23 protein-coding genes are annotated in these 24,833 nt (G+C 71.0%); 11 read left to right on the top strand and 12 right to left on the bottom strand.

Going from position 1 to position 24,833, the window contains the following annotated elements:
• The first annotated feature begins 68 nt into the window (after positions 1-68).
• Positions 69-1,337, top strand: coding sequence for a tyrosine--tRNA ligase (gene tyrS / locus BG418_RS16010; RefSeq protein ID WP_188274553.1), 1,269 nt, complete (start codon positions 69-71; stop codon positions 1,335-1,337).
• Positions 1,338-1,428: 91 nt separating this feature from the next.
• On the opposite strand, the gene BG418_RS16005 is transcribed toward tyrS, so the two are convergent.
• Positions 1,429-1,704 carry a GlsB/YeaQ/YmgE family stress response membrane protein gene (locus tag BG418_RS16005; RefSeq protein ID WP_188274552.1) on the bottom strand — a complete coding sequence of 92 codons (276 nt, stop codon included), beginning with the start codon at positions 1,702-1,704 and terminating at the stop codon, positions 1,429-1,431.
• A gap of 256 nt (positions 1,705-1,960) precedes the next feature.
• On the opposite strand from BG418_RS16005, the gene BG418_RS16000 reads away from it, so the two are divergent.
• Both BG418_RS16000 and BG418_RS15995 read left to right on the top strand, forming a co-directional pair.
• Complete coding sequence (locus BG418_RS16000; protein ID WP_188274579.1) at positions 1,961-2,335, top strand: DUF3099 domain-containing protein; 375 nt, start codon at positions 1,961-1,963, stop codon at positions 2,333-2,335.
• Positions 2,336-2,512: 177 nt separating this feature from the next.
• Positions 2,513-2,761: a hypothetical protein gene (locus BG418_RS15995; RefSeq protein ID WP_188274551.1), complete on the top strand. Its 249-nt coding sequence runs from the start codon at positions 2,513-2,515 to the stop codon at positions 2,759-2,761.
• Here BG418_RS15995 and moaA read toward each other — a convergent pair.
• The 3 genes from moaA to BG418_RS15980 form a co-directional block, all read right to left on the bottom strand.
• A complete protein-coding gene (gene moaA / locus BG418_RS15990) occupies positions 2,744-3,733 on the bottom strand; it encodes a GTP 3',8-cyclase MoaA (protein ID WP_188274550.1) in 990 nt (329 codons plus the stop codon). The genes BG418_RS15995 and moaA overlap by 18 nt on opposite strands.
• A gap of 152 nt (positions 3,734-3,885) precedes the next feature.
• On the bottom strand, positions 3,886-5,520 hold the full coding sequence (locus BG418_RS15985) for a cation acetate symporter (RefSeq protein WP_188274549.1): 1,635 nt from the start codon (positions 5,518-5,520) through the stop codon (positions 3,886-3,888).
• Positions 5,517-5,879, bottom strand: a complete 363-nt coding sequence (locus tag BG418_RS15980; RefSeq protein WP_188274548.1) for a DUF485 domain-containing protein — start codon at positions 5,877-5,879, stop codon at positions 5,517-5,519. Before BG418_RS15980 ends, BG418_RS15985 begins: the two co-directional genes overlap by 4 nt.
• A gap of 286 nt (positions 5,880-6,165) precedes the next feature.
• Here BG418_RS15980 and BG418_RS15975 point away from each other — a divergent pair, with 286 nt between their 5' ends.
• From BG418_RS15975 to BG418_RS15965, 3 genes are all read left to right on the top strand, one after another.
• A complete protein-coding gene (locus BG418_RS15975; RefSeq protein ID WP_188274547.1) occupies positions 6,166-7,686 on the top strand; it encodes a S8 family serine peptidase in 1,521 nt (506 codons plus the stop codon).
• A 116-nt stretch (positions 7,687-7,802) separates the two neighbouring features.
• The gene (locus tag BG418_RS15970; protein ID WP_188274546.1) at positions 7,803-9,344 is read left to right on the top strand and encodes a S8 family serine peptidase; all 1,542 of its coding nucleotides are present in this window, start codon (positions 7,803-7,805) and stop codon (positions 9,342-9,344) included.
• 60 nt (positions 9,345-9,404) lie between these two features.
• Positions 9,405-10,823 (top strand): CoA transferase, encoded by a 1,419-nt coding sequence (locus BG418_RS15965; RefSeq protein WP_188274545.1) that lies wholly within the window; start codon positions 9,405-9,407, stop codon positions 10,821-10,823.
• A 61-nt stretch (positions 10,824-10,884) separates the two neighbouring features.
• Here BG418_RS15965 and BG418_RS15960 read toward each other — a convergent pair whose 3' ends face one another.
• From BG418_RS15960 to BG418_RS15950, 3 genes are read right to left on the bottom strand one after another with little or no spacing between them, the layout of a single operon-like run.
• Positions 10,885-11,928, bottom strand: coding sequence for a zinc-dependent alcohol dehydrogenase family protein (locus tag BG418_RS15960; protein ID WP_188274544.1), 1,044 nt, complete (start codon positions 11,926-11,928; stop codon positions 10,885-10,887).
• 18 nt (positions 11,929-11,946) lie between these two features.
• Positions 11,947-12,618, bottom strand: coding sequence for a lysoplasmalogenase (locus BG418_RS15955; protein WP_188274543.1), 672 nt, complete (start codon positions 12,616-12,618; stop codon positions 11,947-11,949).
• Complete coding sequence (locus tag BG418_RS15950; RefSeq protein WP_188274542.1) at positions 12,615-13,520, bottom strand: sterol desaturase family protein; 906 nt, start codon at positions 13,518-13,520, stop codon at positions 12,615-12,617. The genes BG418_RS15955 and BG418_RS15950 overlap by 4 nt, the downstream gene beginning before the upstream one ends.
• 167 nt (positions 13,521-13,687) lie before the next feature.
• Here BG418_RS15950 and BG418_RS15945 point away from each other — a divergent pair, with 167 nt between their 5' ends.
• Positions 13,688-16,813, top strand: a complete 3,126-nt coding sequence (locus BG418_RS15945; RefSeq protein ID WP_223184911.1) for an NACHT domain-containing NTPase — start codon at positions 13,688-13,690, stop codon at positions 16,811-16,813.
• 2 nt (positions 16,814-16,815) lie between these two features.
• Here BG418_RS15945 and BG418_RS15940 read toward each other — a convergent pair whose 3' ends face one another.
• From BG418_RS15940 to BG418_RS15920, 5 genes are read right to left on the bottom strand one after another with little or no spacing between them, the layout of a single operon-like run.
• Positions 16,816-17,556, bottom strand: coding sequence for a VIT family protein (locus BG418_RS15940; RefSeq protein WP_188274540.1), 741 nt, complete (start codon positions 17,554-17,556; stop codon positions 16,816-16,818).
• A 25-nt stretch (positions 17,557-17,581) separates the two neighbouring features.
• Positions 17,582-18,811, bottom strand: coding sequence for an amidohydrolase family protein (locus tag BG418_RS15935; protein WP_188274539.1), 1,230 nt, complete (start codon positions 18,809-18,811; stop codon positions 17,582-17,584).
• Positions 18,808-20,091: an amidohydrolase family protein gene (locus BG418_RS15930; RefSeq protein WP_188274538.1), complete on the bottom strand. Its 1,284-nt coding sequence runs from the start codon at positions 20,089-20,091 to the stop codon at positions 18,808-18,810. The genes BG418_RS15935 and BG418_RS15930 overlap by 4 nt, the downstream gene beginning before the upstream one ends.
• A gap of 53 nt (positions 20,092-20,144) precedes the next feature.
• Positions 20,145-21,029 (bottom strand): SDR family NAD(P)-dependent oxidoreductase, encoded by an 885-nt coding sequence (locus tag BG418_RS15925; RefSeq protein ID WP_188274537.1) that lies wholly within the window; start codon positions 21,027-21,029, stop codon positions 20,145-20,147.
• Positions 21,029-21,826 carry an acetoacetate decarboxylase family protein gene (locus tag BG418_RS15920; RefSeq protein WP_188274536.1) on the bottom strand — a complete coding sequence of 266 codons (798 nt, stop codon included), beginning with the start codon at positions 21,824-21,826 and terminating at the stop codon, positions 21,029-21,031. The genes BG418_RS15925 and BG418_RS15920 overlap by 1 nt, the downstream gene beginning before the upstream one ends.
• A gap of 135 nt (positions 21,827-21,961) precedes the next feature.
• On the opposite strand from BG418_RS15920, the gene BG418_RS15915 reads away from it, so the two are divergent.
• The 4 genes from BG418_RS15915 (at position 21,962) to BG418_RS15900 (ending at position 24,786) form a co-directional block, all read left to right on the top strand.
• Positions 21,962-22,585 carry a TetR/AcrR family transcriptional regulator gene (locus tag BG418_RS15915; RefSeq protein ID WP_188274535.1) on the top strand — a complete coding sequence of 208 codons (624 nt, stop codon included), beginning with the start codon at positions 21,962-21,964 and terminating at the stop codon, positions 22,583-22,585.
• 40 nt (positions 22,586-22,625) lie between these two features.
• The gene (locus tag BG418_RS15910) at positions 22,626-23,612 is read left to right on the top strand and encodes a DEDDh family exonuclease (protein ID WP_188274534.1); all 987 of its coding nucleotides are present in this window, start codon (positions 22,626-22,628) and stop codon (positions 23,610-23,612) included.
• Positions 23,613-23,665: 53 nt separating this feature from the next.
• Entirely contained in the window at positions 23,666-23,899 is a 234-nt protein-coding gene (locus BG418_RS15905) for a hypothetical protein (protein ID WP_188274533.1), read from the top strand.
• A 101-nt stretch (positions 23,900-24,000) separates the two neighbouring features.
• Positions 24,001-24,786, top strand: coding sequence for an SURF1 family protein (locus tag BG418_RS15900; protein WP_188274532.1), 786 nt, complete (start codon positions 24,001-24,003; stop codon positions 24,784-24,786).
• Positions 24,787-24,833 lie beyond the last annotated feature (47 nt).

The raw sequence follows: 24,833 nt of genomic DNA, 5'->3' as shown, positions 1-24,833 counted from the left end.
ATACACTGGCTGTTGCCAATCGATACATCAGGCCCAATCGATACATCAGACCTAGGAGACGTACGACCGTGACGGACATCGTCGATGAGCTGCAGTGGCGCGGGCTGATCGCCCTCTCCACTGACGAGGACGCACTGCGCAAGGCGTTCGCGGACGGTCCCGTCACGTTCTATTGCGGCTTCGACCCGACCGCGCCCAGCTTGCACCTGGGCAACCTGGTCCAGATCCTCACCATGCGCCGGATCCAGCAGGCGGGCCACCGTCCGCTGGGTCTGGTCGGCGGCGCCACCGGCCTGATCGGCGACCCCAAGCCGAACTCGGAGCGCACGCTGAACGCGCCCGAGGTCGTCGCGGGCTGGGTCGAGCGGCTGCGCGGGCAGATCGAGCGGTTCCTCGACTTCGAGGGCCCGCACGCCGCGACCATGGTCAACAACCTGGACTGGACGTCGGGCCTGTCGGCCATCGAGTTCCTGCGCGATGTCGGCCAGCACTTCCGGGTCAACAAGATGATCGCCAAGGAGGCGGTCGCGCGGCGGCTCAACTCCGACGTGGGCATCAGCTACACCGAGTTCAGCTACCAGATCCTCCAGGGCATGGACTTCCTGGAGCTGTACCGGCGGCACGGCTGTGTGCTCCAGACCGGCGGCAGCGACCAGTGGGGCAACCTCACTGCGGGCACCGACCTGATCCACCGGGTCGAGCCCGAGGCCGAGGTGCACGCGCTGGCCACCCCGCTGATCACCAAGGCGGACGGCACCAAGTTCGGCAAGACGGAGTCCGGCACGGTCTGGCTGGACCCGGAGCGCACCACGCCGTACGCGTTCTACCAGTTCTGGCTGAACGCGGACGACCGTGATGTCTCCAAGTTCCTGCGGATCTTCAGCTTCAAGTCCCGTACGGAGATCGAGGAGTTGGAGCAGCTCACCGAGGAGCGCCCGCAGGCGCGCGCCGCGCAGCGCGCGCTCGCGGAGGAGCTGACCACGCTGGTGCACGGCGCCGACCAGTGCGCGGCCGTCATCGCCGCGTCGAAGGCGCTGTTCGGTCAGGGCGACCTCGCGGAGCTGGACGAGCCGACGCTGGCCGCCGCGCTCAGCGAGCTGCCGCACGCCAAGGTGGCCGAGCTCGGCCTGGTCATCGATCTGTTCGCCGAGGTCGAGCTGGTGGCGAGCAAGTCGGCGGCCCGGCGCACCGTGAAGGAGGGCGGCGCCTACGTGAACAACGCGAAGGTGACGTCCGAGGACGCGGTCGTCACGGCCGAGGACCTGCTGCACGGCCGGTGGCTGGTGCTGCGCCGCGGCAAGAAGAACCTGGCGGCGATCGAGGTCACCGGCGCCTGACCTGCGCCTTCGATACGTACGGAGGGGGCGGTTCCGTCACGGGCCGCCCCCTTCGGCGTACCGTCGGACCCGCCGCCCCGTCCGCGTACCGTCAGGCCTGCTGTTTGTTGCCCCTCAGCGCCATGTACACCATGTCGCCGAGGAAGACGATCACGACCGCCGCCGCGACCTGGAGGCCGTGCCGGCCCCAGTCGATGCCCTTGGTCTCGGCGATGCCGATCGCCCTGGCGATCGAGTTGCCGACCACGCCGCCGATGATGCCGAAGATGGTCGTCAGCCAGAGCGGACTGTGCTGCTTACCGGGCAGGATCGCCTTCGCGATGATGCCCAGCACGAAACCCACGATGATCGCCCACAACCAGCCCATGGCTGCCTCCTCGTTCCGCCCGTCAGGAGCGCTGTGCTGAGCACCGCGCCGGGGCCTTCCGCTCGACATGAGCGGTCGCAGCCAGTGTTGACCCATCCGCCATACGGCGCATGTCGGACACGTCCATACGCAGTACGCACCGGATCATTCGCACACGTCGGACCTGCCCCGGTCTCGAACCCGGCGGACCCCGGGCGTACGGTGAGAGCAGTCCGGGCCGGGGAGAGTCCGGTGTGGAGTCGGGTGGTGGAGCGTGCTGCGGAAGCGGAGCGGGGCCGAGGTCTTCCGGATCACCGGGGCCCGGCAGGGACTCGCCGAGGATGTGCGGGGGCGCCAGCGGCGCTATGTGATCTCGATGTCGATCCGTACGGTGTCGGTCGTCCTGACCGCCGTCCTGTGGAACATCGAGCGCCCTGTCGCAATCGTGACCCTGGTGTTGGGAGCCCTGCTCCCCTATGTGGCTGTCGTGATCGCCAACGCCGGTCGGGAGAACGTGCCTTCACTGCCCTCGACCTACATTCCGGCGCCGTCGCGACCCATGCTCGGGGCCGCTCCGCAGGGCGGTCCGACGCGGCCTTCGGGGGCCGCCGGGACCCCTGACCACGAACAGTGGTCACGCGAGCAGACCTGATCCGTCACAGTCTGCAAAGCTCAAGAAAAGCTCAGATCAATCATGAAGTTCCGGTGCACCACACCGGGTCCCCCATGACATACTGCGTAGGCGCTCCGCATCCCCCGTCGGAGCGACGGACCGACGCCGGGCAGCTCCCCCCGTGGCTGCTCGGCGTCGCCATGTCACCCCTCGTTGATGGCGCAGAATGTATCCGTGAGTGACGAGATCGCCGACGAGACGCCCATCTGTTCCGCCAAGGGCTGCCGCACCGACGCCGTTTGGGTGCTGGCATGGAACAACCCGAAGCTTCACACGCCGGAGCGCCGCAAGACGTGGCTCGCGTGCGACGAACACCGCGAGCACCTCTCCCAGTTCCTCGGGATGCGCGGTTTCCTCAAGGACGTGGTGCCGCTCGCCGAGTGGGAATCAGCCACCGATCGCTGACATCGGGCGGTCGGGCTGGAGGAACGCCGGGTCGTCCAGACCGGATCCGGCCTTCTTTCCCCACATCGCCAGCTTCCACAGCCGGGCGATCTCCTCGTCCGGCGCCCCCGAGCGCAGCGCGCCCCGCAGGTCCGACTCCTCGCGCGCGAACAGACAGGTGCGGACCTGGCCGTCGGCGGTGAGCCGGGTGCGGTCGCAGGCGGCGCAGAACGGGCGGGTCACCGAGGCGATGACGCCGACCCGGTGCGGCCCGCCGTCCACCACCCAGCGCTCGGCGGGCGCGGAGCCCCGCTCGTCGTCGCCCTCGGGGGTGAGCGTGAACCGCGTACGGAGCGAGGCGAGTATGTCACCCGCCGTGATCATGCCGTCGCGCTTCCAGCCGTGCTGGGCATCCAGCGGCATCTGCTCGATGAACCTCAGCTCGTAGTCGTTCTCCACCGCCCAGGCCAGCAGGTCGGGGGCCTCGTCGTCGTTGAGCCCGGGCATCAGGACCGCGTTGACCTTCACCGGGGTGAGCCCGGCCTCGCGGGCGGCCGCCATGCCCTCGATGACGTCCTTGTGGCGGTCACGACGGGTGAGGGTCTTGAAGACGTCGGGGCGCAGGGTGTCCAGGGAGACGTTGACCCGGTCCAGACCGGCCGATTTCAGTGCGGCCGCCGTGCGCTTCAGGCCGATGCCGTTGGTGGTGATCGACATCCGGGGGCGCGGCTCCAGTGCCGCGCAGCGCTCCACGATGCCGACGACGCCGGGCCGCAGCAGCGGCTCCCCGCCGGTGAAGCGGACCTCGGTGATCCCGAGATCGGTGACGGCGATCCGGATCAGCCGGACGATCTCGTCGTCGGTGAGCAGATCCGGCTTGGAGAGCCACTGAAGGCCCTCTTCCGGCATGCAGTAGGTGCAGCGCAGATTGCAGCGGTCCGTCAGCGAAACGCGCAGGTCAGTGGCGACCCGGCCGTACGTGTCGATGAGCACTGTGGGCCCCCTCCCCCGGTGTTCGGATGATGTATACCGCCGAGCCTACGCGAGAGGTGTGACAACCACAGGGGCCGTTTGCCACGAGGTGCGACGCGGCCGTGTCGTAGGTCTCTACGACACGGCCGCGGTGGGTTTCCGTACGGACGTCCTCAGTGCGCGCCGATCCCCGTGAGGGACTTGACCTCCAGTTCCGCGTACTTGCCGGCGTCCGGCTCCTCCTTGGACAGGAGCGAGCCGATCAGGCCGAGCAGGAAGCCGACCGGGATCGAGATCAGGCCGGGGTTCTCCAGCGGGAACCAGTGGAAGTCGACGCCCTTGAACATCGACGTCTTCGGGTTGCCGGAGACCACCGGCGAGAACAGCACCAGGACGACCGCCGTGGTCAGACCGCCGTAGATCGACCACAGCGCGCCCTGGGTGGTGAACCGTTTCCAGAACAGGCTGTACAGGATGGTCGGCAGATTGGCGGAGGCGGCGACCGCGAAGGCCAGCGCCACCAGACCCGCGACGTTCAGGTCGCGCGCGAAGGCGCCGAGCACGATGGCGACCGCGCCGATGAAGACGGTCGCCCAGCGCGCGGCCCGGACCTCCTCCTGCTCGGTCGCCTTCCCCTTGCGGATGACGTTGGCGTAGATGTCGTGCGCGAAGGACGACGACGAGGCGAGGGTGAGGCCCGCGACGACGGCGAGGATCGTGGCGAAGGCGACCGCCGAGATCACCGCCAGCAGGATCGCGCCCCCGTTGGAGCCGCTGCCGCCGCCGATCTCCAGGGCCGCGAGCGGCGCCGCGGTGTTGCCGGCCGGGTTGGAGGCGATGATGTCGGCCGGTTTGAGCAGCGCGGCCGCGCCGAACCCGAGCACGATCGTCATCAGATAGAACGCGCCGATGATCCCGATCGCCCAGTTGACCGACTTCCGGGCGGCCTTGGCCGACGGGACGGTGTAGAAGCGGATCAGGATGTGCGGCAGACCCGCGGTGCCGAGCACCAGGGCGAGGCCGAGCGAGATGAAGTCCAGCTTGGACGTGCCGGTCTTGCCGTATTTCAGCCCGGGCTCCAGGAACGCGCTGCCCTTGCCGCTGTTCTTGGCGGCCGTGCCCAGCAGGTCGGAGAGGTTGAAGTGGAACTTCAGCAGGATGAGGAAGGTGATCAGGATGGTGCCCGCGATGAGCAGGACCGCCTTGACCATCTGCACCCAGGTGGTGCCCTTCATACCGCCGATGGTGACGTACACGATCATGAGCACGCCGACCAGGGCGACGATCAGGATCTTGCCCGCGTCGCTGGTGATGCCGAGCAGCAGCGAGACGAGCACGCCCGCACCGGCCATCTGCGCGAGCAGATAGAAGATCGAGACGACGATCGTGGAGGTACCGGCCGCCGTGCGCACCGGCCGCTGGCGCATCCGGTACGCGAGGACGTCGCCCATCGTGTACCGGCCGGAGTTGCGCAGCGGCTCCGCGACGAGCAGCAGCGCGACCAGCCAGGCGACGAGAAAGCCGATCGAGTACAGGAAGCCGTCGTACCCGAAGAGCGCGATGGCTCCGGCGATGCCCAGAAAGGACGCGGCGGACATGTAGTCGCCGGAGACCGCGAGCCCGTTCTGGAAGGCGGTGAACTGGCGGCCGCCCGCGTAGAAGTCGGCGGCACTCTTGGTCTGGCGACCGGCCCAGACGGTGATGACCAGGGTCGCGACGACGAACACCGAGAACAGGGTGATGATCAGCGGCCGGTGCTCGCTGGTCGCGGTCGCCGCGAGCGGGACGTGGGCGTACGCGGCGCTCATGCGTCGGCCTCCATACGGGACTTGATCGCCTCGGCGCGCGGGTCCAGCTCGGTGGCGGCGTGCCGCGAGTAGAGCCAGGCGATGAGGAAGGTGGTGAGGAACTGGGCGAGGCCGAAGACGAGCGCCACGTTGATGTTGCCGAACAGCTTGTGGCCCATGAAGCCGCCCGCGTAGTTCGACAGCAGGACGTACAGCAGGTACCAGGCGATGAAGGCGACCGTCAGCGGAAACGCGAACCTGCGGTGGGTGCGGCGCAGTTCGGCGAACTCCTCGCTCGCCTGCACCGCGACGAACTGCTCGGTGGGGGGCTGGACGCGCGCGTCGGTACCGCCCGGGGGCGGTGGCACATCGGTGGCCACGGAGTCTCCTCGCGACGAGGGTGCGGTGGGGATGGACGACAAGGGGGACCTCACTGTCGGGGATCGGTGATGGTGGTCCCCCTGACAACGGCACGGACGGCGTCGCGTCTCGGTTCAGGCCGGTGGATTTTCTCTCCGTCGCGTTCACGGCACGCACACGAATTCTCGGACGAACACCGCCGAACTCGTTGATGGGCCGGGATGATCGGCGATAGCTTCGCTGGTCATGTACCCGTCCAACCGCGACCCGCGGGCGGACGGTTCTCACGGATGATGTGGAGAACCCATGGCGCATCTGGGATCCCGGCGGCGACGGGCGCTCGCGCTCCCGGCCGGTCTGGCGCTCACCGCCTCGCTCGGCTTCCTCCCGGCGGGCACGGCCTCGGCCGCACCGGCCGCCCCCGCCGACGGGCCGAACCTGTCGTACGTGGTCAACACCACCGGCGGACACGGCACTTCGGCCCGTGTGCAGAAGGCGATAGCCGAGGCGGGCGGCACGGTCGTCGTCTCGTACGACCGGATAGGCGTGGTCGTCGTGCACTCGACGAACCCCGCGTTCGCCCAGCGGATACGCGAGGTCAGGGGCGTCGCGTCGGCCGGCGCCACCCGCACCACTCCTTTGAAGTCCCTCGCCACCACCGAGGAGGGCACCACCCAGACGCTCACCCCGGCCGAGGCCGCGAAGGCGACGGCCGCGGCCGGGCCCGGCCAGGAGCCGCTTGAGGCCAACCAGTGGGACCTGCGGGCGATCGGCGCCGACAAGGCCGCCAAGATCTACCAGGGCAGCCGCCGGGTCACCGTCGGCGTGATCGACACCGGGGTCGACGACACCCACCCGGACCTGGCGCCCAACTTCTCCGTGTCCCAGTCGGCCAACTGCGTGGGCGGCGTCGCCGACACCTCGCCGGGCGCCTGGCGGCCGTACGTCGGCGGCAGCGACCACGGCACCCATGTCGCGGGCGAGATCGCGGCCGCCCGCAACGGGATCGGGGTGGCCGGGGTCGCGCCGGGTGTGAAGGTCGCCGGGATCAAGGTCGCCGAGCAGGGCAGCGGGCTGTTCTTCACCGAGGCGGTGGTCTGCGGCTTCGTCTTCGCCGCCGAGCACCACATCGACGTCACCAACAACAGCTATTACGTGGACCCCTGGTACTTCAACTGCAAGGACGACCCGGACCAGAAGGCGCTGCTGGACGCGGTCACCCGGGCCACGCGGTACGCCGAGAACAAGGGCGTCCTCAATGTCGCGGCGGCGGGCAACGAGAACTTCGACCTCTCGAAGCACGCGCTCACCGACACCACCAGCCCCGACGACCAGCCCGCGCCGCATCCCACGACGACCGTGGACCCGGCCAAGTGCCCTGATATTCCGGCCCAGTTGCCGGGTGTCGTCACCGTCTCCGCGACCGGTGCGCAGGGGATCAAGTCGTACTACTCCAGCTACGGCCTCGGGCAGGTCGACGTGGCCGGGCCCGGCGGTGACAAGTACCAGATCCCGGACACCCCGGACAAGAACGGCCGCGTCCTGTCCACGCTGCCCGGCGGGCTGTACGGCTACAAGCAGGGCACCTCGATGGCGACGCCGCACGTCGTGGGGGTCGCCGCGCTGCTGAAGTCCAGGCACCCATGGGCGTCCCCGGCAGCGCTGCGGGCGATGCTCAAGGCGCAGGCCGACAACCCCGGCTGCCCGACCGGCCTCTACGACCCGGACGGCAACGGCGTCCAGGACTCCACCTGCGAGGGCGGCAAGCGCGTCAACGGGTTCTACGGCTTCGGCGTCGTGAACGCGCTGCGCGCGGTGACCGAGTGACCGGGTGACCGAGTGAGCAAGCGCAGGACCGGATGACTGACTGACCGGGCGACCGGGCAGCACCCGCAAGGCACTTCCGTACGTACCGAGACATCCGTCAACCACATGGAGAACCCATGACGTTGCACATCTCCCGTACGCAGCGCGTCATCGCCGCATCCGTCGGCATGGCGACCGCCACCGCCCTCGCCGTGCTGCCCGGGAGCGCGTCCGCCGCACCGGCCGACGCGGCTCCGGCGAAGGCAACCGCGCGGACCGATGCCGCACCCTCGCTCAGCTATGTCGTCAACCTCCGCAAGGGACAGGGGGGTTCGGCCCGGATCACCAAGGCGATCGGGGACGCCGGGGGCACTGTGGTGCAGGCGTACGACCGTATCGGCGTGATCGTCGTCCACTCGGCCAACCCGGACTTCGCCAAGACCATCAGAGAAGTACGAGGTGTCGCCTCGGCCGGGGCGACGCGGACCGCGCCGCTGCCCGCGCAGGCGACGACCGATGTCGGTACGCCGAAGCTGCTCACCGAGGAAGAGGTGAAGGCCGCGACCGCCGGGGCTGCGGCCGGGGAGGATCCGCTGGAGCCGTTGCAGTGGGATCTGAAGGCCATCAAGGCCGACAAGGCGCATGAGAAGACGCTCGGCAGCTCCAAGGTGACCGTCGGCGTCATCGACACGGGCGTCGACGACACCCACCCGGACATCGCGCCCAACTTCGACCGCTCCAAGTCGGTGAGCTGCATCGGCGGCAAGCCGGACACCACGGACGGCGCCTGGCGCCCGTTCACCACCGGCGGCTCCCCGCACGGCACGCATGTGGCGGGCGAGATAGCCGCGGCGAAGAACGGGGTGGGCATCACGGGCGTGGCACCCGGGGTGAAGGTCGCCGCGATCAAGGTGTCCACCCAGGGCGGCAGCTTCTTCTACACCGAGGCCGTCGTCTGCGGCTTCATGTGGGCCGCCGACCACGGTATCGATGTGACCAACAACAGCTATTACACCGACCCCTGGTACTTCAACTGCACCACCGACCCGGATCAGAAGGCGCTGGTCGAGGCGATCACCCGGGCCAGCCGGTACGCCGAGTCCAAGGGCACGGTCAATGTGGCGGCGGCCGGCAACGAGAGCTACGACCTCGCGGCCGACTCGATCACCGACCCGGCCAGCCCCAACGACACCACTCCGGGCAACCGGACCGTCGACACGAGCAAGTGCTTCGACATCCCGACCGAGCTCCCGGGTGTGGTCACGGTCGCCGCGACCGGGGCCAAGGGACTGAAGTCCTCGTTCTCCAACTACGGTCTGGGCGTCATCGACGTCGCCGCGCCCGGCGGCGACTCCACCGCGTACCAGCCGCCGCAGGCCCCGGCCACCAGCGGCCTGATCCTCGGCCCGGTGCCCGGCGGCAAGTGGGCCTACATGGCGGGTACGTCCATGGCGACCCCGCATGTGGTGGGCGTGGCCGCGCTGTTGAAGTCCGAGCACCCGCACGCGCCCGCCTGGAAGATCAAGCAGCTCCTGAAGGACGGCGCCGACCCGACGGCCTGCCCCGACCCGTACGACATCGACGGCGACGGCAAGCCGGACGCGGTCTGCGAGGGCGGGCGGCACCACAGCGGGTTCTATGGGGCGGGGATCGTGGACGCCCTGAACGCGGTGCGCTAGCCGCCGGGTTGGGGCCGGGCGACCCGTTTCGCCCGGCCTCGGCCGTGCCATAGTGCGTGCATGACTCACGCAACGGGGAACGGTGGCGCGGACGGTACCGCGCAGGCTTGGGCGGCGTTGGGCGGCGACCCCGCGCTGACCGGGCGGATCAGCTATGGCGAGCCCATCGGGGTGCTCCCCGCCCGGTTGCCGGTGGCCGCTCTGGCCCGCGCCACGGTCGCGGTGTGTTCGCTCGCCGCCGCCGAACTGGCCGCGCAGCGCACCGGTTCCCCGGTGCCGGGTGTGCGGGTGGACGACGGGGCGGTGGGCACGGCGTTTCTCAGTGAGCGGCATCTGCTCGTGGACGGGCGCGCCCCGGTCTCCTTCGCGCCGCTCTCCCGGTTCTGGCGCACCCGGGACGGCTGGGTGCGCACGCACGCCAACTACCCGCACCACCGCACCCGTTTGCTCGCCGCGCTCGGGCTGCCCGAGCTCGACGACGAGCGGGCCGTGGCGGCGGTCGGGGCGGAGTTCGCGGGGCGGCGGGCCGAGGACATCGAGACGGTGGTGTACGAGGCGGGCGGCCTGGCCGTCGCGGCCCGTACGCCCGGCGAATGGGCGGCGCACGAGCAGGGCCGAGCGGTCGCGGCCCACCCGCTGCTGACGCTGGCCCGCACCGACGACGGCCCCGGACGCCCGCTCGGGCCGCTCTCCGGTTCGCCGCTGCTCCCGGCCGCCGGGGTACGCGTCCTCGACCTCACCCGGGTGATCGCGGGCCCGGTCGCCACCCGCACGCTCGCGCTGCTCGGCGCGGACGTGCTGCGGATCGACGCCCCGCAGCTGCCGGAGAGCCAGGACGCGCACAGCGACACCGGCTCGGGGAAGCGCTCGGCGGTCCTGGATCTGCGTGCCCGCGCGGACCGCGCCACGTTCGAGGAACTGCTCGCCCAGGCGGACGTGGTCGTCACGGGCTACCGCCCGGGCGCGCTCGACCCGTTCGGCCTGGCCCCGGAGGCGATCGCCGCACGTCGGCCGGGCGCGGTGGTGGCGCAGCTGTCGGCGTGGGGGCAGTACGGGCCGTGGGTGCATCGGCGCGGCTTCGACAGTCTGGTGCAGGTGGCGACGGGGATCGCGGCGGTCGAGGGCACGTCCGACGGACGCCTGGGCGCGCTGCCCGCGCAGGCCCTGGACCACGGTACGGGCTATCTGCTCGCGGCGGCGGTGCTGCGCGCACTGACCGAGCGCGGGCGGGACGGCGGTGGCCGGGTGGCCCGGCTCGCCCTGGCACAGACCGCGAAGTGGCTGGTCCATGACCTGCCGAGGCAACCGGCCGCGCCTGCAGGCCCGTACGACCCGGCTCCCTGGCTCGCGGAGGCGGACAGCCCGGTCGGCCGCCTGCGCCACGCGCTGCCGCCGGTCGCCTTCACGAGCGGGCCGACGAACTGGGCGCGCCCGGCCGGGCGTTGGGGCGCGGACAGCCCGAAGTGGCTGCCCGCGTGACCCGGCCGGGGTGCCGGGCCGTCGTACAAGACGCCCGACCCGTACCCGTACTCCGTACGAACTACGGCTTGACCAGCACCTTCAGCGCCGTCCGCTCGTCCATCGCCTTGTAGCCGCCCGGGACGCCGTCGATGCCGACCGTCAGGTCGAAGACCGGGGACGGGTCGACGGTGCCGGACAGGACGTCCGGCAGGAGCTCGGGGATGTAGGCGCGGGCCGGGGCGACGCCGCCGCGCAGGGCGATGTTGCGGTCGAACATGACGCTCAGGTCGAGGCCGGTGCCGCTGCCGTGCGGGACGCCGACATAGCCGATGGCGCCACCGTCGCGGGTGATCTCCACGGCCGTACGCATCGACTGCTCGGTGCCGACCGCCTCGATGACCGCGTGCGCGCCCTGGCCCCGGGTCAGCTCGCGCACCGCGTCGACGGCGGCCTCGCCGCGCTCGGCGACGACGTCCGTGGCGCCGAAGGTCCGCGCGATGTCGGTGCGGACCTGGTGGCGGCCGAGCGCGATGATCCGCTCGGCGCCGAGCCGCTTGGCGGCGAGCACTCCGCAGAGCCCGACGGCCCCGTCGCCGACGACGGCGACCGTGGAGCCGCGCTTCACACCCGCGCCGACGGCGGCGTGGTGGCCGGTGCCGAGCACGTCGGAGAGGGCGAGCAGGGCGGTGAGCAGATGGTCGTCGGAGGCCGCCGCTGCGGGCAGCTTGACCAGCGTGCCGTCGGCGAACGGCACCCGGACCGCCTCGCCCTGGCCGCCGTCGGAGCCCACCGAGCCCCAGAACCCGCCCTGCGGGCACGACGTCTGCAGCCCCTCGGCGCAGAACTCGCAGGTGCCGTCCGACCAGACGAACGGCGCGACCACGAGGTCACCGGCCTTGAACCCGTTCACCTCGGCGCCCGCGTCCTCGACGATGCCCAGGAACTCGTGCCCGATGCGCTGGCCGGGCTGGCGCGCGGACTCGCCCCGGTAGGCCCACAGGTCGCTGCCGCAGATGCAGGCGCGCAGCACACGGACCACGGCGTCGGTGGGCAGCTGCACCTTCGGGTCCGGCACCTCCTCCACCCGGATGTCGTGGGGGGCATGGATGACGGTGGCGCGCATGGGGCAGGTCCTTGCTGGTCAGTCGGGGGGCGTACGGAACACGGCCGTACGGGAAGTCCGGTTCTCACCGTACGCCTGTGCCAGGAGTGCCTGCGCGGCGAGATACGTGAGCATCACCCAGAAGTCCGGGCGCGGCAGCTGCGGCCAGTCGGCGACCCCGGTGGCGATCAGCGTGTCGGAGAGCAGGAACAGCGCCCCGCCGAGCCCCACGACCGGCCCGAGCCCGCTGGAGCGGTACGCCATCGCGGTGAGCAGCAGGCTGTACCCGGCGACGGGGATGCGCAGCCCGGCCGGAAGATCGCCCCACAGCGCGGCGACGGTCCCGACAAGCGCGAGCCCGTACGCGGCCCCGAGCGCCCCGGACGTCCGGCCCCGCCCGAAGAGCACCAGGTAGCAGACGTGCCCGGCCGCGAACGAGCCCATCCCGAGCAGGAACGCGGGGTCGGCGCCGGACAGCAGGAACACGTCCCCGCCCCAGCCGCACAGCAGCGCGGCCACCAGCAGGCGGGGCCCACCGCGCGCGTACACGTGCCCGGCGAGCAGTGGCATCAGGAGCGGCTTGGCGACGAGATGCCCGGCCCGCCACCCGGCGGCGAGGCAGAGCAGGTCGACGACGGCGACGGCCCCGAAGGCGAGCAGCAGCGGACGGGCGAGCCGGGCGCGGTTCCCCTCGGCGGCGACCGCCGTCACGCGTGCTGCTCGGAGACGGGCGCGGGGTCGGTGACGGGCGTGGCCTCAGCAGGCTCGGTCGTGACGGGGGCGGCAGGCTGCCAGCCCGGGCCCCGGAAGACCCGCCCGGCCCGCTCGCGCCAGCTGCTCGCGGCCCGTACGTCACGGGCGATCGCCGCGTACTCGTGGGTGGCGACCCGCAGCGGGTTGAAGGTGGAGATGTTCTTGGTGAGGCCGTAGACGGGCCGGTCGGTCTCGGGGGTGAACGACCCGAACATCCGGTCCCAGACGATCAGGATGCCGCCGAAGTTCCGGTCCAGATAGCCGCCCTGGGAGGCGTGGTGGACCCGGTGGTGGGAGGGCGTGTTCAGGACGAACTCGAACGGCCGGGGCAGCTTGCCGACCCGCTCGGTGTGCACCCAGAACTGGTAGACCAGGTTGGTGGCCGAGCAGAACGCGAGCGCCGCCGGGTGCACACCGAGGGCGATCAGCGGCACATAGAACGGCCACACCGTCCACGTCGTCCAGGGCTGGCGCAGCGCGGTGGTGAGGTTGAACTTCTTGCTGGAGTGGTGCACCACATGGCAGGCCCACAGGATCCGGATCACATGGTGGCCCCGGTGCGACCAGTAGTAGAAGAAGTCCTGCCCGAGCAGCATCAGCGGCAGGGTCCACCAGTGGATCGGGACGCTGAGCGGGGTCAGCTCGTACACCAGGGTGTAGATCGCGACGATCGGGATCTTCCACAGCGCGTCGAAGACCAGACTGCCGAGGCCCATGCCGACGCTGGTGGCGGCGTCCTTCGTCTCGTACCCGGCGGCATCGTCGTCCGGATGTATCCGGTAACTCACCATTTCGACGACGGTGAGCAGCACGAAGGCAGGTATCGACCACAGCACGACATCGGGCAGGTTCGGCGACATGCCTGCACCGTAGGGGCGGGGTGGCGGGCGCGCTAGAGGTTGTTACTGACAAGTATGCGAGACAAGTTGTCAGCGACTTTTGGCACCTTCTGCCAATGACGGCATCGCCGCCGGGCGTACGATTCCCTCCTCCGGGCCCCAGGGGGAGGTCAACTGCCGTGTCAGGCATGGAAGTTGTGCTCGTACGAGTGGCGAGCACGGTGGCCTCCACCGTCGCCAAGTCCCTCCTGAGCCCGAAGGCCGGCGCGGGCCTGGTCCAGGCCCCCGTGCGCCCGCTGCCGAGGCCCGCGTCGCCGGAACGCCTTGCGAAGGTGCTCGGGCGGCGGCTCACGGACTCGTACGGCTCGCTGCCCGAGTACGAGCGGACGGCGGCGGCCGACGCGGTGGCGGACGCGTTCGCGGCGGCGGGCGAGATCACGCCGGAGCGCCTGTTCGCGCTCGACCTGGACTCCGGGCGGCTGTACGCCGAGCTCCGCCGCCCGCACCCGGGCCCGGGCGAGGCGCTGTACGAGGAGCTGCTGGGGCACTGCTGCGTCCACGTGGTCGAGCAGCTGACCGCACACCCCGCGTTCGCCGCGCGTGCGGCGGTGGAGCAGGCGAGGGCGGCGGGCCGGACGCACACGCTGGTGGCGGACGTACGCGACCGGCTCGGCCCGCGCGCGGAGGCAACGGCCCTGAGCTTCGAGGAGCAGTACGCGGCCTATATGACCGAGACGCACGGGCGCCTTGAGTTGTACGGGCTGACGCTGGGGCGCTCGCGGAGCGAATGGGCGCTGGACACGGCGTACATCAGCCTCGCGGTGAGCGGGGAGCGCGGGGACTTCGGCCTTGCCCGGGGCGACCAGGTGGCGATCAAGGGCGAGCGGGCTCTCCCCGCCCGGGGCGACCAGGTCGCGGTCAAGGCCGAGCAGGCGCTCGCGGGCGCCGATCGCGTGGTGCTGCGGGGACCCGCGGGCTCCGGCAAGAGCACCCTCGTGCAGTGGCTGGCCCTCAACGCCGCCCGGCGCACGTTCACCGGCGACCTGGCGGACTGGAACCGGTGCGTCCCCTTCGTACTGCGGCTGCGCGCCTTCACCCAGGCCGACGCGCTCCCGCTGCCCGACGAGTTCCTGCGCGCGGCCGGGGTGCCGCTGCGCGCGCCCGCCGGGTGGGTGGAGCAACTGCTCGCGGGAGGACGGGCACTCGTCCTCGTCGACGGGGTGGACGAGGTCCCGACGCGGCTGCGCGCGCGTACCGAGACCTGGCTGAAGTCCCTGATCACAGCGTTCCCGAACGCGCGGTACGTCGTCACCACCCGCCCCTCCGCCGTCCCCGTCGACTGGCTCTCCCGGCAGGCCTTCGTGGCCCATTCACTGCTGCCGATGGAACGCGACGACATCCGCGCGTTCATCGGCCACTGGCACGACGCCGCGCGCGGCGAGTGCCTGAGCGACGCCGAACGCGCGCAGCTGGCGACGTACGAGGCCTCGCTGCGCCAAGCGGTCGGCAGCCGCCGCGACCTGGGACGGCTCGCCACCAACCCGCTGATGTGCGCCCTGCTGTGCGCGCTCAACCGCGACCGCCGGATGCAACTGCCGCGCGCGAGGAAGGAGTTGTACGACGCGGCCCTCGACATGCTGCTCGTACGACGGGACACGGAACGCGAGATCGCGTGCGTGGAGGGCGTCGAGCTCACCCGCGAGGAACAGACCGCGCTCCTCCAGCGCCTCGCGTACTGGCTGATCCGCAACGCCCAGGTGGAGGCCGAGCAGAGCGAGGCCATGGAGATGATCGCCGACTGGTTGACGGCGATGCCGCAGGTGCGAGGCACGGCCGAGCAGGTCTTCGCCCATCTCCTCATCCGCAGCGGCCTCCTCCGCGAACCGGCCCCCGGCACCGTCGGTTTCGTGCACCGCACCTTCCAGGACTACCTCGGCGCGAAGGCAGCGGTGGAGTCCCGCGACTTCGGCGTCCTGGCGGCGAATGCGCACGACGACACGTGGGACGACGTCGTGCAGATGGCGGTCGGCCACGCGCGGGCGGACGAACGGGCGCGTCTGCTGAAGCAGTTGCTCCGGCGTGCCGACCGGGCGCCGCTGCTGCGGCATCGGTTGGCGCTGTTGGCCGCGGCCTGCCTGGAGCACGCCCCTGAGCTGGACCCGGCGGTCCGGGAATCGGTCGAGGCCCGGACCCGGGAGCTGCTGCCGCCGCGCTGTCTGGACGACGCGGAGAAGCTGGCGAAGGTGGGCGAGCTGGTGCTTGAGCTGCTGCCGGGGCCGGAGGGGCTGGATGAGTTCGAGGCGGGGGCGGTGGTGCGGACTGCTGCGGCGATCAGGGGGGATGCGGCGTTCGAGGTGATCTCTCGGTTTCGGGGGGATGGGCGGTGGCCCGTGGCCAGCCAGGTCGCGGCTGCATGGGGGGCGTTCGACACCGAGGAGTACGCGCGGGAGGTGTTGGCTGCGGGGACGTGGGACAAATCCGTGCTTACTGCCACGACCCAGGAGCAGTTGCTCGCCTTTCGCCTGGTACCTGACGCTCGCCGCATCCAGGTGTCGGGCAACCACACCGATCTCACCCCGCTAGCCGAAGTCCGGGCAGCGGATTACGTCTTCGTCTACGACAATATGCGTCTCACAGATCTCACTCCACTGACCTCGCTCCCCCTGCTCAAGCAGGTGGGTCTGAGCCAGTGTTCGGCACTGCGGGATCTGACACCGATCGCTAAGCCGGGCCTTGAGCAAATCTCCCTCTACATGCTTGATCCAGAACTCTCGCTGGAGCCACTGCGGGAGGCGACCTGCCTCCAAAGAGCCTTCATCGGCTATCCCGCGCTCATCGAGAGCCTCACGGAACTTCCCCTGGGCCCGCAGCTGACCACGCTGACGCTTCAGCGTCAGATCCGATACGCAAGTCTCGACGGCATCGAACGCTGGCCGCTTCTCCGTGAACTGGCGCTCGCCGGACGGTCGCAACTACGGGAACTGTGCACGATGCCCAACCTGCTCGGACGGCTGACGCGCCTGGGCCTCTACCAGCTCGATTCTCTCGATCTGGGCGGGCTGGCCAGCGCCGCCCGGCTCCAGAGTCTGTCCCTGATCGAGTCCGAAATTCCGGCCGGGCTGGCTGCGTTGCGCGAACTGCCCCATTTGGCCGAGGTGTACCTCGCCAAGTCGACGACCGCCGGTGCCCCGCTCGATCTCTCGCCACTGGCAGACCTGCCCGCCCTCACCATCAGGGCCCCAGACGACATGCCCCTCATCGGCGCCGATCAGATCCCCCCAGAACGGCTAAAGATTCACCGCAACCGCCTCTGACCTCAAGCCCCCGCCGCCCCCAACAAAACCCCCGCAACATACGTAACCCCCATAGCCAGCGCACCCCCGCCCATGTTCCGCAGCACCGCCGCCCCCACCGGCGCCGAGCCCAGCCGCGCGCTCCACCAGCCGGTCAGGGCCAGGGCCGCCAGGACCGAGCCGACCGTCACGTACAGGCGCACCGACGCCGTGGGCAGCACGATGGCGAGCAAAGGCAGCAGGGCTCCGGCGGTGAAGGCCAGGAAGCTCGCGCCCGCCGCGTGCCACGGGTTGGCGAGCTCGTCGGGGTCGATGCCGAGCTCCACGCGCGCGTGGGCGCGCAGGGCGTCGCGTTCGGTGAGCTGTTCGGCCGCCTCCCGGGCCAGCTCGGCGCTGAGGCCGCGGTCCTCCAACAGGCCGGTCAGCTCGTCCAGTTCGGCCTCGGGCTCCTCGCGAAGCTCGCGCCGTTCCATCGCCAGCGCGGCCTTCTCGGAGTCGCGCTGGGTCGACACCGAGACGTACTCGCCCGCCGCCATCGACATCGAGCCCGCGAGGAGGCCCGCGAGGCCCGCCGTCAGGAGCGTCGAGCGGTCGCCGGTGGCGCCCGCGACGCCGACGACGAGGCCCGCGGTGGAGACGACGCCGTCGTTGGCGCCGAGGACCGCGGCCCGCAGCCAGTTCAGGCGCGCGCCGAGGGCTTCACCATGGGCCTCGTCGTGCCCGCCGGACTCGTCCGGGCCGGGCGCCGTCTCCGCTTCCGTCATGTGGCGAAGGGTCTCACCCCCGCCGTCACCACACCCGTACCGACCCACCAAGAGCGAACACCGGGCTCGTCGCGCCCGGCGGGATCTCGTCGATCGGCTCGGCGATCTCCTCGACGGTCGGGCCCACCTTCGCCGCGACCGCGTCCAGGAGCGGCAGGTCGAAGCCGTACACGCGCGCCGCGTTGCCGCCCACCATCCGTGCCACGTCGTCGCGCGGCAGACCCGCGTACGCGATGCGCAGTCCCTCGCGGGAGTACGGGGTGGTGCCCTCGTCGTGCGGGTAGTCGCTGCCCCACATGATCTTGTCGAGGCCGATCCGGTCGCGCAGCGGCACCTCGTGCGGGCGCATGAAGCTGGCGCCCACGTAGCAGTTGTCGCGCCAGACCCGGCTCGGTCCCTTGCCCATCGACTCGGCCAGGCCCGCGCCGAACTTGGACTCCGCCGTCGCCGCCCGGGTCGCCGACGACACCAGGCGCTCGTGGTAGTAGTCCAGCATCTCGATGACACCGGGGATCCAGCCCGCGCCCTGTTCGGTGAGGACCAGTTTGAGCGAGGGGTGGCGGCGGAACGCGCCGCCGAAGATCAGATGCCAGAGCGCCCGGTGCGAGAACCAGGTGGTCTCCACCATGAAGACGGCCCGCGCGGCCGGTTCCTCGCCGAGCGGCGGGGACGCGGAGCCGCCATGGTGGTTGACCGGGACGTCCAGGTCCGAGCAGACCGTCCAGATCGGGTCGTACGCCGACGAGTAGAGCTCCGGCAGTCCCGAGCCCGGCGGCGCGCCCGGGAGCATGACGCCGCCGGTCAGGCCCGCCTCCTTGGTGCGGCGGATCTCCTCGACCGCCCGGTCGACGTCGTTCAGGAGGATCTGCGCCACCCCCGCCCGGCGGCCCGGGACCAGCGCGCAGAAGTCGGCGAGCCAGCGGTTGTGGGCGCGTAGACCCGCCCAGCGCAGGTCCAGCTCCTCCCGGGTCGGCGCGGGGGCCATCAGGGACGCCGACGGGAAGAACGGCGGGATCGTGTTGGGGAAGATCACCTCCGCCACGATCCCGTCGGCCTCCAGGTCGGCGATCCGCCGCTCGGAGCTCCAGTTGCGGTCGGCGGTGTCGGCGAGCAGGTCCTCGTGCGGGTTGACGTAGGTGGCCGCCCACGCGTCGAAGTCGTCGTGGTACCGCTTCTCCAGGTACGGCCTGTAGTCCAGGAGGTCGGCGCCGGCGTGGCAGTCGGCCGAGATCACCGTGTACCGGTCGGCGTTCATGACGCCCCCAGGACCGGGAAGTCGTGGTCGGTGAGCCAGTGCCGACCCACCTCTCGCGAGCGCGCCCAGGACGCCTCGACGGCCGACTGGTCGTCGCTCTGGCCGAGTTCGGCCGGGGTCGGGCCGATGCGGCGGGCGATCGGGGCAAGCGCGGCGGTGTCGAAGCCGAAGACCTCGGCGGCCGCCAGACCCAGCATGCGGCGCGTCTCGGTCACCGGGATGTCGTGGAAGGTCTTCTTCAGCCACTCCCGGGTGTGCGGCCAGGTGCCTTCCGGGTGCGGGAAGTCGGAGCCCCACAGGATGTTGTCGATGCCGATCTCGTAGCGCTGGGCGAGCTCGCGGCGCTTGGTGTTGGTGGCACAGACGAAGATCTGGCGGTCCAGGTACTCGCTGGGCGGCCGCTTGAGCTCGGCGAACGGCGAGAGCTTCTTGCCGCCGTGGGCGCCCAGATACAGCCGGTCCATGAACCACAGCAGGTTCGGCAGCCACCAGCAGCCCGACTCCGCCACCCCGAACCTCAGCCCCGGATGGCGTTCGAAGACGCCGGACCAGAGCAGGAACCACAGCGGCCGGGCGGGCCACCAGGTGACCTCGCTGACGTAGATACCCAGGTGGTCGCCGTATTCGTGGCGGGGCGCGGCGCCCGAGTGGGTGACCAGCGGCATCCCGGTCTCGGCGGCCGCCGCCCACACCGGGTCGTAACGGCGGTCGTGGTACGGGGCCTTGTCGACCCACATCGAGGGGATCATCAGCGCCCCGAGCCCCGACTCCCTGGCCCGGTGGATCTCGGCCACCACGCGCGTGACGTCGCCGGTCACCGGCAGCAGGGCGACCCCGCAGTGCCGTTCGGGATGCTGCCCGACGAACTCGGCGAGCCAGCGGTTGTGCGCCTGGGCGCCCGCCATGCCGAGGTCGGGGTCCTGGTCGCCGGAGAGGCCCAGGCCCACGCCGAAGGGCGCGGCGGTCTGGCTGTCCACGGCGTCCGCGTCGGGGAAGACGACCTCGGCCGCCACCCCGTCGCCGTCGAGCTCCTTGAGCCGCCGTTCGACGTCCCAACCGCCTGTGAGGCCTTCCTCGTTGTCGGCGAACCACTTGGCCGCGAAGGCCTCGTTGCGTACGCCCAGGCGGGTCATCTCCTCGCGGCGCCGCTCGCGCCCGGCGAGGAAGTCGTCGAACTCCCGGTGGAAACGGGGGTCGAGATAGGGCCGGTACCGCTCGGTGGGCAGTCCGGCGTGGCAGTCGGAGGAAATGATCAGATACGGGTCGTTCGGCTCGGTCATCACTGCCGTCCTCGGTCCTCGGTCGTCAGTCCTCAGTCCTCTTGCCTCTGTCCTCAGTCGAGAACGAAGTTCTCCAGGTACGTCGGTTCGGCCCGGTCCAGCATCGACCGCGACCTGGCCCTGATCTGCGCGTCGCTGTGCTCGCTCGGCGGGAGCAGCCAGAAGCGGTCGGCCCGGATGCCGTCCACGACCGTCCCGGCGACGTCCTCGACCGGGGTGAAGTGGATCTCGCGCCCGGCCGCCCGCATCGCCGCCTCCCACTGGTCCAGGCTGCGGTAGGGCGTTTTGCGGGGCCGCTCCTTGGCGTACCGCTCGGGCCGGTTGCGGTGCGACTCCCACAGGCCGGTGCGCAGCATGTGCGGGCCGGGGAAGAGCACGGACGCGCCCACGCGCGCGTGCTCCGCCTTCAGATGCGCGTACAGCGACTCGGTCATGGTGACGACGGCCGCCTTGGTGACCGCGTACACGGACGCGGTGGGCAGCGGCGCGATCCCGCCGTCGCTGGAGGAGGTGTTGACCACATGGCCCGGCTCGCCCGAGGCGATCATGCGGGGCACGAAGGCCTGGATGCCGTGGAAGACGCCCCACACATTCACGGCGAAGGCCCACTTCCAGTCGTTGACCTCGTGCTCCCACATCCGGCCCTCGGCCCCGGAGCCGACGCCCGCGTTGTTGCAGAGCACATGGACACCCTCGAAGGTGTCGTACGCGGCGTCGGCGAGCGCCCGCACCTCCTCGCGCTCGGAGACATCGACCACGCGCGCGTGCACCCGCGCGCCCTCCTCGCGCAACTCCTCGGCCGCCTTGTCCAGGGCCGCCTCCTCGACGTCGGCGAGGACGACGTTCAGGCCCTCGGCCGCGAACCGGCGGGCCATCGCGAGCCCGATCCCGCTCGCCGCGCCCGTGACGACCGCGGTCTGCCCCTCGGCGAGCCGCATCAGACACTCCCCGCCGGCGGCCCGTCGAGGATCTGCTGCGGGTCGTCGTAACGCTGGTGGATGTACGGCAACAGGGCCTGCGCGCTGACCCGTTCGGCCACCCGGCCGCGCTGGTCGGTGGTCTTCTCGCCGATGGTGATCTCCACGACGCGGCGCACCGGCAGATCGGCGACGGGGTCGTACATCGACTCGCGCAGCACCACGTCCCCGGTGATCCGCTCCAGCTTGCGGACCTTCTCGTTCCGTACGCAGTGGACCAGGACGGGGTCCATCTCGAAGCCCTCGCCGTCCACGGCGGGCAGGAACTTGAAGTAGAAGTCGATCTTCTCGGTGGGCTCCGGCAGCGGCAGGACGCTGTCGACGGCCCCGCGCACCTCGACGAAGGCGATGCCGTGCCGGGCCAGCGCGGCCCGTACGACCAGGCCGTCCCGCTCGACGGTGACCTCCCCGAGCTTCTTCGGCTCGCCGAACACCTCGCGCCCGCCGATCAGCGCGCGCTCATGGGTCATCGGCATCACGAGCGGGTACCACCCCGGCAGCCCGTCATGGACGGCGGAGACCGCCACCGAGCCCGCGCCGAGCGGATAGCCGGGCAGCTCGACGCGGCTGATGTTCGCCCGTACGAGTGACTTCTCGGCGGGCTTGAGTGGCGGCGGCAGAACGGCCGCGACCGCGTCCGGATCGCTCTCCCAGACGGCCGTCACACCGGTGGACCAGATGTCGGGAAGCTTGGAGCTCGCGGTGCGCGCGGCCCGGATCTCCTCCTGAGTACGAGCGCCGTACCGTACGCGTGCCATGTCGTACCACCCTTCGTCGGTCGTGCCTCAGCCTGTGGTCGCCGTGCCGTCCCCCGGGGTTCTGTAACACAGTTACACCGCCGCCGATGAAGGGTAAAGAGCCGTGCGGGAACCGGAGTTGGAAGAAGGCGGACCATGACGCGTACGTCTCTGAGCCGCGAGGAGATCCTGACGACCGCCGAGGCCCTGGTCAGACAGCACGGCCCGGCAGCCCTCAGCATGCGCAAGCTCGCCGCCGAGCTGGGCACGGCGGTGACCTCGATCTACTGGCACGTCGGCAACCGCGAGTCGCTGCTCGACGCGCTCGTCGAGCGGACCGTGCGCGAGCTCGGTGAGATCCGGCCGCGCGGGCGCACCCCGGCCGCCCGGATCGTCTCGGTCGCCACCGCCCTGCGCCGGGAGCTGCGCGAGCGTCCGCATCTGATCGCGCTGGTCCATGAACGCGGCCTGACCGAGCGGATGTTCCTGCCCGCCCAGCAGGCCCTGGTCCACGAGGTCCACACGGCCGGGCTGCGCGGAGCGGCGGCCGCGCGGGTGGTCCAGGCCGTCCAGGTCCAGGTCGTCGGCCACGTCCTGGTCGAGCGCTACCGCGAACGCGCCCCCGCCCAGCACCCCGCCGAGGACGAGCTGTGGCACACCGCGGCCGCCGAACACGACCCGGCGCTCGCCCGCGCGCTGGCCCGGCCGGCGGACCCGGAGCGGCTGTTCGCGACCTCGGTGCGGGCCCTCGTGGACGGGCTGCTGGCGCAGCCGTGTTGACGGGCGCCGGTCGGACTGTCAGTGCGGCCCCGTATTCTCTGTGACCATGCTCGACGACCGTACGACAGCAGCGCCGACGTGGCCGACCGCCTACCCGCAGGGGTACGCGGTCGTCGACGTGGAGACCACCGGACTCGCCCGCGACGACCGGATAATTTCTGCTGCCGTCTACCGCCTGGACGCCCAGGGCAATGTCGAGGACCACTGGTACACGCTGGTCAACCCCGAGCGCGACCCCGGGCCGGTGTGGATCCACGGCCTGACCACCGACGTCCTGGCCGACGCGCCGCTCTTCCCGGACATCGCCGGGGAGTTCGCCGAGCGCCTGGACGGCCGCGTCCTGGTCGCGCACAACGCGATCTTCGACTGGCAGATGATCGCCAGGGAGTACGCGCGGGCCAAGCGGACCGCGCCGGTACGCCAGCGGCTGTGCACCATCGCGCTCTCCAAGGAGCTCGCCCTGCCGCTGCCCAACCACAAGCTGGAGTCGCTGGCCGCGCACTTCGGAGTGGTGCAGCAGCACGCGCACCACGCGCTCGACGACGCGCGCGTGCTGGCCGAGGCGTTCCGCCCGAGCCTGCACGAGGCGGCGCGGGTCGGGGCGCGGCTGCCGCTCCTGGAATGCCGCCCGCTGACCGAGTGGTCGGACGCGCCGGCCGCGCCGCGCATCGGCTACCAGGCGACCGGTTCGTACGGACGCGGCGCGAGCTGGCGCCCGGCCCGTAAGCGTCCGGCGTGCCCGTACCCCAACCCCGGGCGTTACGAAGCGGACAAACCACTCAAGCAGGGCATGCGGGTGGCGTTCTCCGGGGACACCTCCGTCGACCGGGAGCTCCTGGAGGACCGGGCGGTCGAGGCCGGGCTGCACGTGGCGACCAGTGTGTCCCGGCTCACCAGTCTGCTGGTGACCAACGACCCCGACTCGGCGACGTCGAAGACCGTCAAGGCGAAGTCGTTCGGCACACCGGTCGTCGACGAGGCCGCCTTCACCCAGCTGCTGCGGGACGTGGCTCCGGCAGACGGGTGAGTGCAGGGCGTGCCGCCCACCGATGCGGCCCGGCGCGCTCCACCCTGTGGCGCATGGCACGTTGCGAGGTCTGCGGAAACGACTACGGGATGTCCTTCGAGGTGCACGCGCAGGGCGCGGTGCATGTCTTCGACTGCTTCTCCTGCGCCATCCACCGCATGGCGCCCATCTGCGAACACTGCCGGGTCCAGGTCATCGGCCAGGGCGTCGAGGTCGAGGGCCACTGGTACTGCGGCGGGCACTGCGCCCGGGCGGAGGGCAGGGTGGGCATCGTCGACAAGGTGTGATCCCCCGTACCGAAGGCCGGGCCTCCCGTACCCCGAAGGTCCGGCCCTGCGTACCCCGACCCCCTGAGAACACCCCATGGTGGGAGTTGTACCTTCATGGGGTGTACCGCTTCCTGTTGTCCCGGCAGTGGGTGCTCGTCACCCTCCTCGCCCTCGTTCTCATCCCCACGATGATCGAGCTGGGCTTCTGGCAGCTGCACCGCCACCAGCACCGCGTCGCGCAGAACTCCGTCATAGCGGACAACCTGAAGGCGAAGCCGGTCCCGGTGACCCAGCTCACCTCCCCCGGACATGTCGTCCCGCACTCCCAGTACTGGCTGCGGGTCACGGCCACCGGTACGTACGACACGGCCCATGAGGTCGTCGTGCGCCGGCGGACCGCGGCCGACGGCCGGGTCGGCTACCACGTGCTCACCCCGTTCATCCTCGACAGCGGCCCGACCGTGCTGATCAACCGCGGCTGGGTGGCGGACAACGGCAGCCAGACCGAGTTCCCGAAGATCCCCGCCCCGCCCAAGGGCGACGTCACCGTCACCGGCCGGCTGATGGCCGACCAGACGACCGCGGCCAGCGGCATCAAGGACGTCAAGGGGCTGCCGCCGCGCCAGGTCATGCTCATCAGCAGCGCCCAGCAGCAAAAGGCGCTCGGCCGGCCGGTTCTCGGCGGCTACATCGAGCAGACCGCGCCCGAGTCGGACTCCCCCGAGCTGATCCCCGCCCCCGACCACTCCTCGATCGGTCCCCACATGGCGTACGCCGTCCAGTGGTGGCTGTTCACCGCCGGAGTCCCGGTCGGCTGGGTGATCCTGGTCCGCCGCGAGAAGCGCGACCGGGCCGAGGCGGCGGCGAAGGCCGAAACCGAACTGCCCGCGCCCGCGGCCGCCTGAACCACCACGCACCACCGCCGCACCACCGTCCGACGCGTACCGGCGGG

The organism is Streptomyces sp. CBMA152, assembly GCF_014596475.1.
Taxonomy (GTDB): domain Bacteria; phylum Actinomycetota; class Actinomycetes; order Streptomycetales; family Streptomycetaceae; genus Streptomyces.
This window is presented reverse-complemented; position numbering and strand designations above follow the sequence as displayed.

Bases quoted from the DNA above. Each gene is read 5' to 3' on its own strand.
- BG418_RS15920 (WP_188274536.1), bottom strand. From the start codon at position 21,826: ATGGCACGCGTACGGTACGGCGCTCGTACTCAGGAGGAGATCCGGGCC.
- BG418_RS15965 (WP_188274545.1), top strand. From the start codon at position 9,405: ATGACTCACGCAACGGGGAACGGTGGCGCGGACGGTACCGCGCAGGCT.
- BG418_RS15970 (WP_188274546.1), top strand. From the start codon at position 7,803: ATGACGTTGCACATCTCCCGTACGCAGCGCGTCATCGCCGCATCCGTC.
- BG418_RS15940 (WP_188274540.1), bottom strand. From the start codon at position 17,556: ATGACGGAAGCGGAGACGGCGCCCGGCCCGGACGAGTCCGGCGGGCAC.
- BG418_RS15930 (WP_188274538.1), bottom strand. From the start codon at position 20,091: ATGACCGAGCCGAACGACCCGTATCTGATCATTTCCTCCGACTGCCAC.
- BG418_RS15905 (WP_188274533.1), top strand. From the start codon at position 23,666: ATGGCACGTTGCGAGGTCTGCGGAAACGACTACGGGATGTCCTTCGAG.
- BG418_RS15935 (WP_188274539.1), bottom strand. From the start codon at position 18,811: ATGAACGCCGACCGGTACACGGTGATCTCGGCCGACTGCCACGCCGGC.
- BG418_RS16005 (WP_188274552.1), bottom strand. From the start codon at position 1,704: ATGGGCTGGTTGTGGGCGATCATCGTGGGTTTCGTGCTGGGCATCATC.
- BG418_RS15925 (WP_188274537.1), bottom strand. From the start codon at position 21,029: ATGCGGCTCGCCGAGGGGCAGACCGCGGTCGTCACGGGCGCGGCGAGC.
- BG418_RS15985 (WP_188274549.1), bottom strand. From the start codon at position 5,520: ATGAGCGCCGCGTACGCCCACGTCCCGCTCGCGGCGACCGCGACCAGC.
- BG418_RS15995 (WP_188274551.1), top strand. From the start codon at position 2,513: ATGGCGCAGAATGTATCCGTGAGTGACGAGATCGCCGACGAGACGCCC.
- BG418_RS15975 (WP_188274547.1), top strand. From the start codon at position 6,166: ATGGCGCATCTGGGATCCCGGCGGCGACGGGCGCTCGCGCTCCCGGCC.
- BG418_RS15945 (WP_223184911.1), top strand. From the start codon at position 13,688: ATGGAAGTTGTGCTCGTACGAGTGGCGAGCACGGTGGCCTCCACCGTC.
- BG418_RS15950 (WP_188274542.1), bottom strand. From the start codon at position 13,520: ATGTCGCCGAACCTGCCCGATGTCGTGCTGTGGTCGATACCTGCCTTC.
- BG418_RS15960 (WP_188274544.1), bottom strand. From the start codon at position 11,928: ATGCGCGCCACCGTCATCCATGCCCCCCACGACATCCGGGTGGAGGAG.
- BG418_RS15915 (WP_188274535.1), top strand. From the start codon at position 21,962: ATGACGCGTACGTCTCTGAGCCGCGAGGAGATCCTGACGACCGCCGAG.